The organism is Aliivibrio wodanis, from assembly GCF_052920805.1.
In genome coordinates, this window is record NZ_JBREXA010000001.1 from 1 (window position 1) to 16,329 (window position 16,329).

General features: G+C 39.6%; 11 protein-coding genes and 1 pseudogene. 5 read left to right on the forward strand and 7 right to left on the reverse strand.

Annotated elements, in window-relative coordinates; translation table 11 throughout:
- Positions 1–798, reverse strand: a 798-nt coding sequence (locus ACU5DF_RS00005) for a retron St85 family effector protein (protein ID WP_446711288.1), incomplete at its 3' end; no start/stop codon positions are given.
- Positions 799–1,331: 533 nt separating this feature from the next.
- Here ACU5DF_RS00005 and ACU5DF_RS00010 point away from each other — a divergent pair.
- Positions 1,332–2,630 carry a hypothetical protein gene (locus ACU5DF_RS00010; RefSeq protein WP_446711289.1) on the forward strand — a complete coding sequence of 433 codons (1,299 nt, stop codon included), beginning with the start codon at positions 1,332–1,334 and terminating at the stop codon, positions 2,628–2,630.
- Positions 2,631–2,744: 114 nt separating this feature from the next.
- Here ACU5DF_RS00010 and ACU5DF_RS00015 read toward each other — a convergent pair whose 3' ends face one another.
- Both ACU5DF_RS00015 and ACU5DF_RS00020 read right to left on the reverse strand, forming a co-directional pair.
- The gene (locus tag ACU5DF_RS00015; protein WP_446711290.1) at positions 2,745–4,127 is read right to left on the reverse strand and encodes a DEAD/DEAH box helicase; all 1,383 of its coding nucleotides are present in this window, start codon (positions 4,125–4,127) and stop codon (positions 2,745–2,747) included.
- Positions 4,121–4,651: a VspR family transcription factor gene (locus ACU5DF_RS00020; protein ID WP_446712450.1), complete on the reverse strand. Its 531-nt coding sequence runs from the start codon at positions 4,649–4,651 to the stop codon at positions 4,121–4,123. Before ACU5DF_RS00020 ends, ACU5DF_RS00015 begins: the two co-directional genes overlap by 7 nt.
- Positions 4,652–4,753: 102 nt before the next feature.
- On the opposite strand from ACU5DF_RS00020, the gene ACU5DF_RS00025 reads away from it, so the two are divergent.
- The 4 genes from ACU5DF_RS00025 (at position 4,754) to hsdR (ending at position 10,431) form a co-directional block, all read left to right on the forward strand.
- On the forward strand, positions 4,754–5,065 hold the full coding sequence (locus ACU5DF_RS00025) for a helix-turn-helix domain-containing protein (protein ID WP_446711291.1): 312 nt from the start codon (positions 4,754–4,756) through the stop codon (positions 5,063–5,065).
- A gap of 109 nt (positions 5,066–5,174) precedes the next feature.
- Positions 5,175–6,659: a class I SAM-dependent DNA methyltransferase gene (locus ACU5DF_RS00030; RefSeq protein WP_446711292.1), complete on the forward strand. Its 1,485-nt coding sequence runs from the start codon at positions 5,175–5,177 to the stop codon at positions 6,657–6,659.
- Positions 6,659–7,822, forward strand: coding sequence for a restriction endonuclease subunit S (locus ACU5DF_RS00035; RefSeq protein WP_446711293.1), 1,164 nt, complete (start codon positions 6,659–6,661; stop codon positions 7,820–7,822). The genes ACU5DF_RS00030 and ACU5DF_RS00035 overlap by 1 nt, the downstream gene beginning before the upstream one ends.
- Before the next feature lie 35 nt (positions 7,823–7,857).
- Positions 7,858–10,431, forward strand: coding sequence for an EcoAI/FtnUII family type I restriction enzme subunit R (hsdR, locus tag ACU5DF_RS00040; RefSeq protein WP_446711294.1), 2,574 nt, complete (start codon positions 7,858–7,860; stop codon positions 10,429–10,431).
- Between the two features lie 247 nt (positions 10,432–10,678).
- On the opposite strand, the gene bcp is transcribed toward hsdR, so the two are convergent.
- From bcp to ACU5DF_RS00060, 4 genes and pseudogenes are all read right to left on the reverse strand, one after another.
- Positions 10,679–11,143 carry a thioredoxin-dependent thiol peroxidase gene (bcp, locus tag ACU5DF_RS00045; protein WP_446711295.1) on the reverse strand — a complete coding sequence of 155 codons (465 nt, stop codon included), beginning with the start codon at positions 11,141–11,143 and terminating at the stop codon, positions 10,679–10,681.
- Between the two features lie 114 nt (positions 11,144–11,257).
- Entirely contained in the window at positions 11,258–11,746 is a 489-nt protein-coding gene (locus ACU5DF_RS00050; protein WP_446711296.1) for a bacterioferritin comigratory protein, read from the reverse strand.
- A complete protein-coding gene (locus ACU5DF_RS00055) occupies positions 11,746–13,947 on the reverse strand; it encodes a site-specific integrase (RefSeq protein WP_446711297.1) in 2,202 nt (733 codons plus the stop codon). The genes ACU5DF_RS00050 and ACU5DF_RS00055 overlap by 1 nt, the downstream gene beginning before the upstream one ends.
- Positions 13,948–13,960: 13 nt before the next feature.
- A pseudogene (locus ACU5DF_RS00060) lies at positions 13,961–16,328 on the reverse strand (hypothetical protein).
- Between the last annotated feature and the right edge of the window lies 1 nt (position 16,329).

Here is a 16,329-nt window from a genome sequence, read left to right on the forward strand (position 1 = left end):
TCTAATTATCGGGTAGTAATACTTATAACCGCTGTATTCATAAGTATCCAAATAACCAAGTTTGTTCAATAAGTACAGTAAACGTGTCACTTTAGATTTATCTTCATCCAAGTTTAGAGACGCAAGTGCTAGCTCTATCTCAGTCAACAATATAGGGTAAGAGAGTCGAACTACTTCTAAGATCAACAGAGCAACATGCCCTGAGTTGTCAGGAGAATATTTAGGGTGTTTAGGAATATTATCTCGCTTTTCTAGTAGAGAAGCGCACAAATCTTGTAGATGTATATCTGGGTATTCAAGTACTGCTGTGGATGGCCAAGGATATATAGCAACTGACGATGGTTCTTTGCTTCGGATGTGATAAAGAGGACCGAGATAAATGAAAGAATCTTCTTCTTCCGTCTCTTTTCTTGGGGCAATGATAAGTAATTTTTTATAAAAATTTGGTTTGGTACAGAACATACCGAGTTCAACTAGAGACCCTGGGCTTTCAAGAAAAATAACAACGACAGAAGCCACTTGTGCTATGTCATCTTCAAAAGTCAATAAATCACGATATGCGTGTTCTTTAAAATAATCCTTAAATGATTCCGCAAGAATAATTTCGCTTTCAATATGTGGGTGTTTTACAGCAAGATCGCTGATGAAACGCTGACGGAAGCTAAGTGGTATGGTTTCTCTGATGTCAATTTGTCCACCACAAACAAAAATTCGATGGTCTGGATAATTAATTTTAAAATTATTTACATCAAATGACTCAAATGCATCAATTACCGCATTTTCAAATTTTTTGCTCACAGTAGTCCTGTTTTATCAAAAAAGATAGACGGTTCCAAATGAAGAACCGTCTATTGCTTTTAACTCTTTACTCAGAGGCTAGCGTTAGAACTTTTCTGACGCTCCTGAGGCACGAAGGATCGTTAGAAAAGTTCTAACGCAACCCTAAATGCACTCAATAAGTTAGTGTCTGGCGAATCGCCCGACAAGGTGTGATATTTATCAACCCAAACGCTAAAGAGTGATTCGATTGTATGTGACCTGATTACTTATAGCAAGAACTAACAATGGGTTAAGAGAAGCAAGGAACAACATCATGGGATGAATTCAGATAATTCTAGCAATAAAAATCTCATTAGTAGCGTGTGAATGAGTATTTTCCATAGCTGATAAATAGGGTAAAACTATTGTAATTTACCTTGCTTCAACTAATTCATATTTTGAATCACAACGTAAACGATGTCGTTTAATCTGATATTATCGAATATTGTTCTTAATACGCTATGCATATACACGTGCAATTCTTGCGTCAAACCATGAGAGCCGTTAACGAAATGAATAAACACCTCAACCTTTTTAGAACCTACGCAAAGAAAGAACGTACCTACCAATTAGAGAACGACTTAACCCGGGCTCTGGCAATTTGTCTTCAAGAAGATGCTTTATTTCTTCATGAAGTTCTCCAGTTTATTTTTGATGGGGATGCACGCTACAACAAACTTTTTCAAGACATAAATAAACAGCCAGAACTTAATATCTCAATTCAAAAAAATGCCCAAAGTATTGAGGGCTATAAGCACATCTATGCAGTTAGTTTGAGTCAAGCGGAGATGGTTAATTTCTGGGATCAATCGCGAGTGGATGAATATGATCCAATATGTGATTTAGTACTTACTATTAACGATGTTTGTATAGTAGTTGAAGCCAAAAGAGACGGTATTGATTGTACGGCTCAGCTGTATAACCAAATCTTTAATATCCTCCGTAAGGACAATTTATCTCTAACTGAATGCAAAGATATGGTTACAGACAGGGATCTAAATTGGAAGAGGTTAATGACAATTGCTGTGAAAGTATCTAGCTTTGAAAAAATGAGTGGCAACAAAAACCGTTTCTTAGCTGATTTTATTCAATTGGTGCGAGATCATAACCCTGAGTGGCTTCCTGCAACGCCAATTGCTTCTCTAAGCCCTAAAAGTTGTAATGCGATATATAGACGAATTCGTATTGCTGTAGAGGATTTTGAAGCAGCTAGGGGGAACTTGAAGCTCTTAACCTACAATGACCGCCTTGGGACAAACTTTTCTAAGGGATGGGCAGATGAAGTACTTTATGAGGCTTGTCCAGAAACAGGTGATTTGGTGGCCTCAATCTATCCTGGAAATACTAAAACACAGGGATGGCATATCTTTCACAAAGATCCCGAATTTAGCACAGATATACTTTTAAATGGTCAATCTTACCCTCTATCTATTGGCTATCACGTTAAATTTTCAGGGCAGGCTTATGTAAGCGGCCTATGGTTTGATGATCGTAAGATGAAAAAGAACCTATACACTCATGAAATTTTCAAAAACAAGACTGGTCGGTACATGAAAGAAATTTGGTCTGATATTGAAGAATTGCTTGATGAGCATTTATCTTACGATTGGAGAAAGCAATGTGAGTGGCAGACGAAGATTCTAGACTCAAATCGCACGGTTATAAATATGGCGATTGGCTACGTAATTACATTAACAATACCTAAAGAAGCTTTGGATAAGCTCGATACACAAATTCATGATACAACGCAGTTAACAAAGATTGTTGGCGATATCTATGATGCCTTTGAAAATGATTTGATAAAAGACTAGTAGATTATTTCGGCAGTATATGACCAGCTTTCAGGTGTGGATAAATACTGCCGAGTATCAGACGATAAAGATGAAAGTATCGTTTTGACTCTTTGAGTAATGCGTCTAACTTTATTACATGGTAGAAAACGCCGAAATAACCCTCTGCCTAAAAGCTCCAAGCCGAAGCTCATCAAACGTCCCTAGAGTCCCATAAAGAGTGCTTGTACTGCCTGTACCACTTCCCCAAGATACTTTTGAACCAGTATGACTTTGAGGCTCAAACAAAGGCTTTTTATCATTCAAGCTATTTCGTTTATTGGGGAGTTCGGTTTCGATTGGTTTTCCCATATACGCATAAAGACATGACTCAGGAATATCGTGTTCAATTCGTTCTGCAAACTGGATAAGGTTTTGCTCCGCAAACGTAAATAACCATGCGTGTTGAGCCGTGGAAGAGTCGACTCGCAAAATACGCCCTAGCACTTGCCTGAAATACAATTCCGTCTTTACAGAGCTCATATGGCAACACACTTGAAGTCTAGGGATGTCTGTCCCTTCACTTATCATACCTACGCTAACGATCCATTGAGCGTCGCTTTGTCGATAACGATCTATTTCTGCAAGCGGTTCTTCATGTCGATAAGTAACAATCGAAACGGTTTGGCCAAACTTTTGAGAGAGTACTTCTTTGATAGCTTGTGCATGCTGAACTGATGCAGCGACAACGAGTCCACCGGCATTTGGAGAGTCTAAGCGCACTCTTGCTAGTCGCTCACACCCTAAACTTAGTAGATATTCCATCGCTTCTTGGTTGTGAATTACACTCTGGTAAGATGCTTTTGTCTGCTTAAGCATCTCTAATATTGATGAAAAAGATTCCACTTTTTCGCTACTACTAACAGACAAGTGTTCATTATCAATTAACACGATTTTAGGCGATCTACAGACACCATCAGTAATCGCTTGTTTAAGAGTATATTGGTAATCGACAAGAAGCTGTCCGTCTGGATCGCTGTATTCACCCATCACAATAGGTAAAGAGTCTGAGCGCCATGGTGTTCCTGAAAGTGCAAGTGTAAAAGTAGCAAGCCCTTGAATCTTAGTTAGAACTTGCTGCCCCCAAATGTTCGCATTTTCAACCTCAGAGCCAGAGCAGTGGTGTATTTCATCAAAAACAACAAAGACTCTGTGATTGCGTAATGTTTGCCAAAACTCATCATTGAGGAACTGGATAGATTGGTAGGTTAAAGATTGCCCGATAGCTCCCATCCCACCATTAAATGTGCAATTAAGGAATGATGAAAAGGTTCTTTTAATACCATCAGAAACCGTCAACGATGGTGAAAAACACAATACAAGATCCACCATGTCGTTTTGTAGCAGTCTTGATGCAATATTAGCAGCAAGTACCGTCTTTCCAGCCCCAGGTGTAGCTTGGCAAAAAAAATGGGAGCAGTTAGATTGGTATTTCCCCAACGCTCTGTCAGAACATTCACTTTGCCACTCTCTTAACATGCTTCATTTCCTTCATAAAGAGTGTTAAGAACCTTTGTTAAAACGTTCACTTTACCGAGTAATAAAGCTGCGCGCTCCTTAGTCTGCTGATGCAAAGGGGCCAGTTTATTTTCTAGCTCAGGAAATCGGGATATGATCGACTGATACTCGTCAACCTCCCCAAGCACTATCTCTAGTTCGCCCTTGTATTCATTGCGCTCATTGTTCAAAACAGAATAGTCTTGAACGAGTACTTGAGATTTTTTAATCACTTGATTATTCGTGGTTACATTTTCATGTAACTCTTTAAATTGATCAGTTTGAAAGTAACGTTTTGCCCGTCCAGAGCCCTCCGTTCGCAACCAACTTTTCTTTTCAAAGTGAAAAATTGCTCGATATACTTTTTTACGAGCTTCAGTAGAACTGGAGTTTACGTTATTAAGTGATAGCCACAAATCCCTAGCTTCTAGTACGGTGAACCCATTTAACCCATTTTCTATTAATAACTTGTGCATCACCGCACCAATTCTTCGAGATTGTTTCATTTTCAAAATCACACCAACTAAAAACTAAGTATTGCTTAGTATACAAGAATCAATAAAACTAAGACAATCTTAGTTATTAGAGTCTACCAAAATGAAATTTAAGTGTTATTTATTAATCCAATCCCAGAGCGACTCAAACAAGCTCGTAAAAAAGCGAAACTCTCTCAAAAAGCATTGGGAGTGTGCATAGGTATGGATGAAAGTTCAGCAAGCCCTCGAATGAATCAATACGAGAAAGGCAAGCACACCCCTGATGTTCAAACCTTAAAACTCATCGCTGATGAACTAGGTGTGCCGCTTAATTATTTCTTTTGTGAAGATGAAAGCGCAGCCGAGTTAGCGTGCTTAATTTCTCAAATGACTAAGAGCGAAAGAAAAAAACTTATTGCATCACTAAATCAAAGTAAAGACTAAAGAAAAAGGGTATATTCCCCCTAATTTCATAATTCAATTTGCTATGGGTTTCTCTGGAGAATATTAAGCCTCCTTCCCATAACTTAGCCGCTATCAGGACATTCAAAACATGTTTGAACAAGTATTCAAGAACGTTGATGACATCTTCCATAAAGATGCAGGTTGCTCTTCTGAGCTAGATTACACAGAACAATCCTCATGGATGCTGTTTTTAAAATACCTTGACGATCTTGAGTTCACCAAATCCCAAGAAGCGGAAATGATGATGGAGACTTATGAGTACATCATCGAAGAGCAATTCCGTTGGAGCAATTGGGCTGCGCCTAAAGATGCTGATGGTAAGTTTGATCACAACAACGCTTTAACGGGTGATGACCTGATGGATTTCGTTGATGGTCAGCTTTTCCCATACCTAAAAGGCTTTAAGCAACGTGCTGATAGCGCAAACACCATTGAGTACAAAATTGGTGAGATTTTTAGCGAGATAAAAAACAAGATTCAAAGTGGTTATTCACTGCGTGATGCACTTGAAAAGATTGACTCATTACGTTTTCGCTCACAGCAAGAAAAACACGAATTAAGTCATTTATATGAAGCTAAAATTAAAAACATGGGTAACGCCGGTCGTAACGGTGGTGAATACTACACTCCGCGTCCATTAATCCGAGCGATGATCGATGTTGTTCAGCCTAAAATCGGTGAAACCATTTACGATGGCGCAGCAGGCTCGGCGGGGTTCTTGTGTGAAGCCTTTGATTATCTACGTCAAGGTGGTCGCGAAAAAGTGAAGCTTAGCACCACTGATTTAACGACACTGCAAAACGATACGTTTTATGCCAAAGAGAAAAAATCTCTGGCGTATGTTATCGCTATCATGAACATGATTTTGCACGGCATTGAAGCGCCTAACGTATTACACACCAATACACTTTCTGAAAAGCTACAAGATATTCAACCAAGCAGCCAACACAGCATCATCCTAGCTAACCCACCGTTTGGTGGTAAAGAACGTAAAGAGGTTCAAGAGAACTTCCCTATCCAAACGGGTGAAACAGCATTTTTGTTCTTGCAACACTTTATCAAAATGCTCAAACCCGGTGGTCGTGCAGCGGTTGTTATTAAAAATACCTTCCTAAGTAATACTGATAAGGCGGCAATTGCACTTCGTAAGGAACTGCTTGAAAACTGTAATTTACACACCGTGCTTGATTGCCCAGGTGGTACGTTCTTAGGTGCGGGTGTAAAAACGGTCGTGCTCTTCTTTACTAAAGGCGAACCAACGCTTAACACTTGGTTCTATGAGCTAAATGTCGGTCGTAATATGGGCAAAACAAACCCACTAAACGACAAAGATTTAGAAGACTTTGTTAAGCTGCAAAAAGCCGCGATGGGTGATTTGAAAAAAGGGGTTTCAGATAAATCATGGTCATTAGCCATTAGTGATATTGATGAAGCCACTTATGACCTATCGGTTAAAAACCCGAATGTTGAAGAAGCGGCACCACTGCGTGAGCCTAAAGTAATTATTGAGGACATTATTAAACTCGACAAAGAATCTGAAGCAATTTTGGCTAAGATTCAGGAGTTGTTGTAATGATTGAAGCTGTTAACGAGTTATCAAATGGCTGGTTGGAGTCTACTTTAGGGGATGTTGGTAAAGTATCGATGTGCAAGAGGATTTTAAAAAAACAAACCTCTGCTACTGGTGATATTCCATTTTTTAAAATAGGTACGTTTGGTAAAGAGGCAAATGCCTTTATTACTGATGAGATCTACCAAGACTTTAAAGAAAAATATTCATTTCCTAAGAAAGGCGATATCTTAATTTCAGCTTCAGGAACGATTGGACGCAGAGTTATTTATGATGGGAAGCCTGCTTATTTTCAAGATTCAAATATCGTTTGGATCGATAATAATGAAAAAGTAGTATTAAACGAATATTTATATATGTTTTATGGCGCTTGCGACTGGAATCCGTCAAAAGGAGCAACTATTGCAAGGTTGTACAATGATGATTTGCGACGGATTAAAATACAATTTCCTGAAAGCCTAGAAGAACAAAAACGCATTGTGGCATTACTCGACACTATATTTGCCGACTTAGAACAAACACGCGCTAAAACCGAACAAAACCTAAAAAATGCCCGTGAGTTGTTTGAAAGCAAAAAGCTTAATTTGTTTGAAAGTCTTGGTGAATCTTCGAATTTAAGTTCTTTACCATTAGTTTGCGATGATATATTTGCAGGTGGCGACGCCCCTAAAAAAGGTTTATTTTCAAAGGAGCAAACCAAAGAATTTAATATCCCTATCTACGCCAATGCAGTGAAGAATAATGGCCTCTATGGATTTACTGATTACTCTAGAGCCGATGAACCGTCAATAACTATTGCAGCCAGGGGAAGTGGTACTGGTCATATCGAATTGAGAAAAGAACCATTTTTTCCAATTGTGCGACTAATTGTATTAACACCAAATAAAGAAATTATTGGTTTAGAGTATTTGAAGCATGCCCTACAAACACTAGATATTTTAAGAAGTGGGTCGGCTATTCCTCAATTAACAGTGCCTATGATCAAAGAATATTCGGTCCCCGTACCAGATATGATTACTCAGGAAAAGATAGTCAGCGAACTACAAAGTTTGAAGCGATATATTGACAAGATAGAGGTTATTTACCGTAAGAAAATCTTAAAGATAGACGAACTTAAAAAATCCATCTTACAAAAAGCCTTTAGCGGCGAGTTAACGCACGACTAATAGTCGGCCTAAACAGTATACACAAGGTAAGTGTCATGAGTAGAAATGAATCTGAAACCCGTGCTGAGTTAATCTCGCCTAAATTAACGGTAGATGGTTGGGGTAAAGCTGATCACAGCATTATTCGCCGTGAGGTGAGTATTACTGCTGGACGTATTTTAGGTGGCGGTAAACGTGGCTCAAAACTCAGTGCAGATTACGTTTTAGAGTTTCAAGGCCGTAAACTTGCTGCCGTTGAAGCTAAACGTGAAAGCCTAAGTTACACCGAAGGTGTGCGCCAAGCCAAAGACTACGCTCAACGTTTACAGTGCCGTTTTGCTTATGCCACAAATGGTCATGACATTTACCAAATAGACATGCTGACGGGTGAAGAACAACTCGTTGAACGCTATTTAAGCCCTGAAGAGATGTGGGCGATTGCCTTTAACGGTGATGATGGTAAAGCCGAGCCAGCATTTACGAGCACTTGGCGTGAAAACTTTGCAAAAATTCCGTTTGAATGTAAAGGCGATTGGCAACCACGTTATTACCAAGAAAACGCCATTAACCAAGCGTTAGAGGCAATAGCAAAAGGCAAAGACCGTATTCTACTCACACTTGCAACAGGCACGGGTAAAACCTGCATTGCCTTTCAACTGTCATGGAAGCTGTTTAAAAGTCGTTGGAGTTTACAAGCAGCTAAGAATCCAAGTAACGCTAAAAAACGCCCACGTATTCTATTTTTAGCCGACCGAAATGTATTAACCAAGCAAGCCTTTAATGATTTTGGCGCTTTTGGTGAAGATGCCGTCGTGCGTATTACCCCAAGTGAAATCAAAAAAGCTAAGGGTGTGCCTAAAAACGCCAGTATATTTATGGCAATTTTCCAAACGCTAATGACCGATTCTGCAAATAAACACAGCTTAAATGCAGAAGAAGTTGAAGATGAAGAGTTTGAACAAGCGGTAATAACAGATACAAGCAACTGTAACTTCAGACAATACCCAGAAGACTTTTTCGATTTTATCATTATTGATGAGTGTCACCGAGGCGGTGCGAATGATGAGAGTTCATGGCGAGATATTCTGGATTATTTCTCTCCTGCGGTGCAGTTAGGTTTAACAGCAACACCAAAACGTACTGACAATGCTGATAGTTATAAATACTTTGGTGAGCCAGTTTACAGCTATACCTTGAAACAAGGCATTAACGATGGTTTTTTAACGCCATTTAAGGTGTATCCGATAGTCGGCACCATGGATGAGTATATCTATACACCGGGCGATGCTGTTACGTTTAAAGGCAAACCAGAAGTAGGCAAAGTTTACAAAGAAGGTGACTTTAACCGCATCATTGTAATGCCGCAGCGTGAGCAAAAGCGTGTGCAGTATTGGATGGACCATATCAATCCACGTGAGAAAACCATCGTGTTTTGTGCCACACAAGAACACGCAGGCATGGTACGTGACTTAATCAATCAATACGCGGTTAAAAAAGGGTGGACGACTAACCCAAGCTATTGTGTGCGTATTACTGCAAATGATGGTGCAGCAGGCGAAAACGATCTTCGTACATTCTGTGATAATGAAAAAACCATTCCGACCATATTAACTACTTCACGCAAGTTATCGACAGGTGTAGATGCCCGTAATGTGCGAAACATTGTGTTAATGCGTGAATGTAAAAACATGATTGAGTTTAAGCAGATCATTGGCCGTGGTACGCGGATGTACGATGGAAAGTCATTCTTCACGGTGTATGATTTTGTCAAAGCGCATCATAACTTTTCTGATCCTGAATGGGACGGAGAGCCGTTACCGCCAGACGAAAAACCAGAGCAAGAGCCATGTGATATCTGTAATAACAATCCATGTAGTTGCGTATGCGAAACCTGTGGATTTAACCCATGTAACTGTGTCATAGAAGATCCTGACGTGCTTTGTGGCAAATGTTTTCACTCTCCTTGTCAATGTGTTGTAGAGCCTTGTAATAACTGCGGAGACTCGCCGTGTAGTTGTCCTATAGGTGATAATGAAGACGATACGGGTAAACCAGAGAAGATATTCATTACGTTAACCGATGGGAAAGTGCGTCAAATACAGCACATGAAAAGTGTGTTGTTTATGGGAGCCGATGGCGCAATGCTGACAGCCAAACAGTTCGTAGAGCAATTGTTTGGGGACTTACCAAGGTTTTTTGCTAATGAAGATCAGTTACGTGAGATATGGAGTAATCCAAATACCCGTGAAAAACTATTAGCTGATTTATATGAAGCTGGGTACGACGATGAAAAACTCGATAGTATGAAAAATATTATCGATGCCAAAGACAGTGACGTATACGACTTATTATCTTTTGTGGCTTACGCTAGAGATACGCATACACGTAAAGAGCGTGTCGCAATTGCAAAACCTGCTATTTCAAGTCATTTTGACGATCACCAAGTCGCGTTTATAGAGTTCATTCTAGATAAGTATGTTGACGAAGGGGTTCAAGAACTAGCCGCACAGAAAATGCTTCCCTTAGTCGAACTTAAATACAACACGATAAGTGATGCAGCAGAAGTGCTTGGATCACCAATGGCGATACGAGATACGTTTATTGGATTTCAACAGTATTTATATGAGTAGGAGCAATTCTGCCCCTATTCAGTATTGAACTTAATACTAGCTATTTAACCGTTGACTCAATGTCTCGTAAGGTCTTATTGAGAATAGTCATAACATTGGAGTCACTTTGTCCTATATGGGCGATTTTCTGGATAAAGGCCTGTAGATATCCGATCTCATCCTTGACGACTTTTTTGAAAATAGTAATCCGAAGGGGACTAGCTACGGAGCCAGCGAAAGGGCACTGGCTCTATTTGACTTTTAAATACTATTTGTTGTTGAGGTAATCTAGAACAACTTCATGATGGTCTTTGGTTTTGAACTTATTAAATACATGCTCAAGATTCCCAGATTCATCGATAAGGAAGCTTGTACGAACCACGCCCATATTCTCACGCCCCATGAACTTCTTAAGTTGCCAAACACCGTACCTCTCACAAACTTCGTGTTCTTCATCGGCTAACAATGTGAAGTTAAGTTCTTGCTTATTGATAAAGTTAGTCAGTTTTTTTGGTGTGTCAGGGCTCAAACCTAGTACAACGACGTTATGAGCCTCTAGTTCCGCTTTTGTGTCACGAAGCCCTTGAGCTTGGACTGTACAGCCAGGCGTTGAAGCGCGTGGGTAGAAATAGAGTAGTACTTTTTTTCCTTTCAGCTCAGAGAGGGTTACTGGGTTGTTGTCTTGGTCGTTTAATGTGAAATCTGGAGCGATTTGTCCTGCTTCGATAGCCATAGGTTATCCTTACTTTCTTTAATTTACTCTGAATCGAGCTTTCTTATTATTTCAGTGTGTAGTTTTATCTATGCTTGGTGGTGTTGTCTAGTGGTAATTCTAAACTAGGTCTAGTTACTTTCTGAAGTAGCCTTCAACGATGTTATCGGGCCTAGTGTTAACGACTTTATCCATGGCTTTCTCACGCTCACTTTCAGGTAGCATTTCTATTAGTTCTTGAATCATCTTGATGTGATTAGCTGCTTGGGTAGCTAATGCTTGCTCATGACTGCGAGCTAGGTCGAGATAGTTTTTTTTCTTTTTAGTTGCTTGAGTCTTCTCTTGCTTTAATTGCTTAACCTCGGCTTGTAATACATTAATAGGTGACTGGCTTAAATCATCTTGTGCGGCACGAAATTCCAGTGACTTATTCTTCACCATATCCTGAACATCTTTATGTCTGCGCAATGCACCAACAGAAAGCCCCGCTTCTTTCTCGACGCTAAGGTTATTGATTTTTAACTTATTTTCTCGGGCTTTTTTCCTTAGCTCTCGATTTTCTGGCTTACCATCTAACAGTCGCTCTAGGGCTTTTACTAGCTTGCTTTTAGTCGCTTGTGTCATTACGCAGTTACTCCGCAAGGTATCAGCAGCTCTTTAACTTCTTGTGGTAGCTCAATAGGCTCATAGCTGATACCTAAGTCATTCATAATACGCTCAGCAGCTGTTATTTTGATATACGCTTCTGACGCTGTTTGAGGTGTCAATTCATCATGCTCAATATCCCACAGCATATTGATCTCAGCTTCTTTGCGTTTAGCCTCTGCAAAAACGGTATCGACAATGTAGTCGTTCTTACAGTCCACACATTCTAAAAGATTGACTTGTGTGCGCAAGCTACAACCTGTTGAAGTACAGTAAATCCCAGGTGCGACGACATGAATATGGCGCTTTTGATCGCGAACTTGTTTTTTCCAGTAATTGAGCGATAGCATGTCGTAGTCGACTTTATCTTTGAACAAGTTGCGCTTAGCCTTCATCATTTTTTTAGCGAACTCTTTACCCTTACCGCCAGCGACACGCTCTTTATTCGCCAGTTTCTTATAGATGTTTAGGTAGATTTGCGCTTTTTGATCAATTCTTTCTTCATCAATGGCGTGAAGCAAGTTTTGTTTTTGCTTTCTGATTTTCTGGAATTTACTGGCATTCTTGGCGTAATGCCTTGTCATCGCCATCGATACATGGCTGAACTGCTGTTTGAGTTGTGGATACGCGCAAAGTTCAAAGCCGATAAGGTAGTAAGCAAACGATCGCCGAAGTTGATGTCCTGAGAATTTATAGTCATCACCCACATTAAACGAAAGGTTAGGGTCGGAAAGCTTCAAATCAATCACATCGTCATTGGTTAGTGCAAGCATATCAATCATCGTGTTTTCGAACCAAGCGGTAGAATGTTTACCTAGTCCTGCCTTCTGAAGAGCACCACAACCCCATTTTACTCTGTGGAAAAACGCTCGGCTGTCAGGGTGACGTTTTCTTAGTGGTTCATGTAAGGCCTGTAGTATTTCGTAAGCCTTTTTTCCAACCTCTGTTGTGACAAATTCATCTTGCTTTGACTGAGATCCTCTTGTTGTCTTTGAGAGGTCAGCATGAATAACAAAGATTGTTTGTTTAGATATGGTTTCTTCTGCCCATCCATTCGCGGTATGAAGGTGAAATATTTCATCAGCACGCATACCTGTTCGAGACATTAATCCCCAGAGACAACCACCGTTAAGTTCTTTAAAAAGTGATTGAGCCTCTACAAGACCCGTCACATTCCTATTTCCTACTCTTAATGCTCTATCGATGTGGAAATTGTTGATATACTCATTCATAATTTCTGGGTTGTGTTTGTTTAGTAGCTCAATGATTTCAACTTCTGTTGGTGATTTTAGTATTAGATAACCTTTTTTAAAGGCGGTAACTTTTTCTCTTCCCTCTTTAGTTCCTTTAGCTAAATACCACTTAATATTACCATTCTTAAGTTTTGACTTAGCACTAACTAGATATTTAGCATACCCTTGATAAGTATTATCACGGTAGGTTGCAATGTAATTTGATAGTTGAATTAATTCATCACGTATAGGGTACAGTTGGTTAATTAACTCCTCTGATTTTTGTAGCCCAAGATAATACAATCGCTGTGGGATAACCGTATATTGCTTGGCTTCCTTTAGGGATAACCCAAAGTCTGATGCGGTTATTTTTTTCGAAAAGGCAACCTTAAAAGGCAGCCCTTTTGCTTCTGTATATAACTTATTGAGTGCTGTGTAAATATACCCTCTTTCAAACTCTAGTTCAGTGATGCCTGTGAGAACCCAAGTCTCAAGAAGATCAAAACTAAGAGACTCAAGACTGTTGTAGCCTTTATTTAAAAGAGGCGTAATGCATTTTTTTAACTCATTGATAGTGATGTAAATGGTTGAAAAAGAGTGGTCTCTAGGCGATAGCCACATCATTTTCAAAATTAGGGATTTTATTTGATTTCTGAGATTGCGCTCAATCACTTTCCCATCAAGCGTGAAGTCTATTGTATTTGCACAGGTAGCGTTTGGCTCAAAGAAATATTGAAGATTTCGCCAAGCATTATTGTCACCAATTTTACCTAATGACTCCCCTGTGACGGTAAAGCCAATATCTAGTGTTTCAAGCACATCCCAATCTCCCGATTCAATCGCAGGCCTTAATACGTCGCTCAGGTAATTTGTGCAGCCGGCAACGTTATTTTGCGCATTTATGATGGCACTTTGTCGGTCAAGGTCATGCTTAGGTAGCTTTATCATGTCAGACTCCTAATTAACGATATAAAGTCAAAATGGCATGGTCAGTGGATACCCGTGGGTGGCGACCGTCTTTGTCAAACAACGCCAAGGCATCGTCGTACACATCTTGACTTGCCCCGTCCAGGGTAAATTCAAAAGCGACGATCTTTTCATGGACTTCCTCTTTTGCATTGGGGTAGTGGTCTAATGCTTCTTTCAGCACATCAATGAAAGAGATAAGTTTATAGATGGCTTGAACGTCATTAATGACCTGAGCTGACTGGCACTTGTGACACATATCATATTCAGCACAAGGTAGTTTCAAGCCCAATGCATTGTTGGTCTCACGTTGAGTACTTTTACCGCTTTTAATGCGCTGTTGCCCGTTACAAATAATGCCATTTGGGTTAGTTTTGGCGTTTTTTTCCTTATGTTTCTTTTGCCACTCATCATGTGTCAGTATTGGAATACCATGTTCTGCAGCAATCGTTTCTTTCGCTTGTTCTAAGCTTGTATCTTCATCTAGTTGTTCCATCACTTGTATTGCTTCTGAGATGATAATTTTATTGAGTCGAGGATCGCCACAGGCATAATGCTTATCAATGGTTTCAAACAGGTTTTGAAGAATGCTTTGAACACCACTTTTACCAGAAGCTGAATACACTTGGTTGCTGGTTGTCTCTCTCCAACGACTTGATTGGAGTGAAATAAAGTAGTCATTTGGATCAATTGACCAAGTTCTCATTTGATTGGATGTTATAGGGATAATCCCTTCCCAATCTTTTGGAGCTTGCTTTGCATAACCTCTTTTGAGCAGCAACCGTTCGTACGTATTAGATATTTGCTTATCCGCTAGTTTTGTGGCGAATTGTTCAATATCTTGAATTATTTCCTTATCCATAGCAGGGATAGAAAAGCAATGGCTAGCACCATTTCGGTATTTGAACGAAACACTGATGTTTCCACTTGAGTCTTTTTCCGAATACGAAAGTGGAAGTAGAATGCCTTTTAGTGGTAAGTCTGTGTAACAAGATAAAATGCAGTAGGCGGCATTGGTTGCACCTTGTGTAGCTTTAGTTTTAGAGCTTGATCGAGCCACTTTGCTTACAAATACTCTACCAAGTCTATTAGTCTTTGTTTTTAATTCGATAACTTGTTGGTTAAGATAGCTATAAAATAACTCTTTTAACCAAGGAATAGTGGATGCTCGATTTGGTGAAATAAGGTTTAACTTTGTGGTTAGGTTCTTGTTTATTTCCATCAAATTGAAGCTCTCATTTTCCTCGCTTTTATTGTTTAGAGTGAATAATAAGGGTGAGCCTTTCTCGTTACTCCCGTACAGCTTTGAGAGTTCTTCAAGCATTTTGATGAACTTCACGCCATCACGCTTATCAACATCAAATTTCTCGTAGTTTTCATTGGTGAGAACTGCATCTATCTTTTTGTCAGCTCGTGCTTTATAGCTCGATACTTTTACAATTTTTAAGCTTTTATCACGCTCATCAGTATGAATTGTGATGGGGTGAGCGGTACCTTTAATATTACTATCATTTAGTGAGGTGAAAAAACACATCAGGTGGTAAGCAGCTCCCATCGCCATGTTAAAAGCAGCGCTGGTTTTAACATGAGTACCATTCTTGCTTCTACTATACGTTTTGGCTTTAAGAGAAGTTTGAATCGGAATGACTTCTTGGTATCTACCCAGCTCAATAGAAACAGGTAATGTCTCGGGTAGTATTAAGCTTTCTTTTTTTGCAGTAATAAGCAGTGGGGCTAATGTAAAAAATAACTCGCTTAAACGAGTGACAAGAAGTTTTTCCTCGGCATCAGAATAGAGTTTGAACTGCGTTGGCTCGTGACTAAAGCCTCGATGCTGGGCAGCCCATGAACCAATAGGTAATCCAGACCATATGAGAGCGGTTCGAAGCATTGAAGCTATATTGGAAGCAGTTGATTCCTTGATGCCTAGCTCATCCTTATGTTGCCTTTCCCATAATCGTTTTGATGGGTCATACTGTTTTATACGATGTCTTAACTCACCATCATTACCCGTGTATTTTAAATAGCCTTTTTCGGGAAAAGGGGAGAACTTTCGCAGAATCGCAAAATATAATGAAAGCTCGTAAGTTGTCATAGATACTCACTACGGTACGTGCTGAGTTGCCGTTATCAACGTACTGCTTAGTTTTTTTACAGAAGCTAAGCAGGTAAGGTGTACGGCTTTTAATTTTATCGTTGTTTTTATTAGCACCGAGGTGCAACAAATGCGAGACATCAAACTCTGTGATCGTTCTGTCTCCATGTCCTTTGTATGGAATAGTCAAGCGTAGTGGAACTACATTTTTACTATTTCTAACATGCTTAACAGTCTTTGAGTTTTTAGCTAGTGGGCTTTTTGCCATG